This is a genomic window from Vibrio sp. 811 (assembly GCF_033339195.1).
Window position 1 is genome coordinate 1 of sequence record NZ_JAWOUB010000114.1, and the last position, 1062, is coordinate 1062.

Below are 1062 nucleotides of genomic sequence, written 5' to 3' on the forward strand. Positions count from 1 at the left end.
ATGGTATTAGGCCGCTTTTTGCAAGGCTTGGGGACGGGTTGCTGCGCGGTGTTGGCTCGGGCTTCCACTCGCGACCAGTTTAGTGGGAATGAGCTTCCCGTCGCGATGTCTTACATTGCTATGGCAGCGTCCATCACGCCGTTGATTGCTCCTGTGATTGGTGGGTTCATTAACTTCCACTTTGGCTGGAGTATGGTGTTCATTTCATTGTTGGGTTACGTGTCGCTAGCTTGGATCATCATTGCGTTTCGATTCAAAGAGACCATCACACGACGCTCTGCAATCCCCTCTCCAGCCAAAATGTTGGTGCAGTATCGTGATTTGCTCTCGTCTCGATATTTTATGAGCTTTGCGAGCATCAGTTGGCTCAACTTCAGCTTGATGATCACGACCGTCTCCGTGATGCCTTTTATCATGCAAGACCAAATCGGGATGACATCGGACGAATACGCCATGTGGGCACTGATCCCCGCGTTAGGTATGCTCGGCGGCACAACCACTTGTAACCGCACACGCCCCGTCCTCGGAAATAAGAAAATGCTGCTTTGCACGCCTGTTTTGCATATCAGTGCGGCGCTGTGGTTGTTTTTCTGCCCGGTAGAACCCTTGTATTTGATGATTGGACAATTGTTGATGATTCTTGGCAATGGCATTGCGTTGCCTTGTGCACAAGCACTTGTGATGCAACCATACAAAGAGCAAGCGGGCGCGGCGGCAGCCATGTCTGGCGGCGGTCAAATGGTGGTCTCTTCCTTGGTGAGTATGACGCTGGTGCAACTTGGATTGAGTGAAGCGTGGCATTTGTCGTTGGTTGTAGTGCTGTTTACCGCCATCACCTTGACCAATATTCTACGTGGGTTCAACACTGAAGAAGCGAAACAACCCCGAGCGGTGGCAGAGAAAGCCAGCTAATGTCACCGACTTAATTGAAGAAAGAAAAACGCCCACTGTATTTCGTGGGCGTTTTCGTAGGGGTTTCAAGGATTGTTGCGTTTACTGCTGGGCAACGCTCACCTTTTTGGTCGAGCTGCGGTAATCAAACTCAAAACCGATGTCTTTGTC

General features: G+C 50.5%; 1 protein-coding gene. It reads left to right on the plus strand.

Annotation, left to right across the window (positions count from 1 at the left end; all coding sequences use genetic code 11):
* Positions 1–912: MFS transporter (locus tag R7Q46_RS25195; RefSeq protein ID WP_318077941.1), on the plus strand; the 912-nt coding region annotated here is incomplete at its 5' end.
* Positions 913–1062 lie beyond the last annotated feature (150 nt).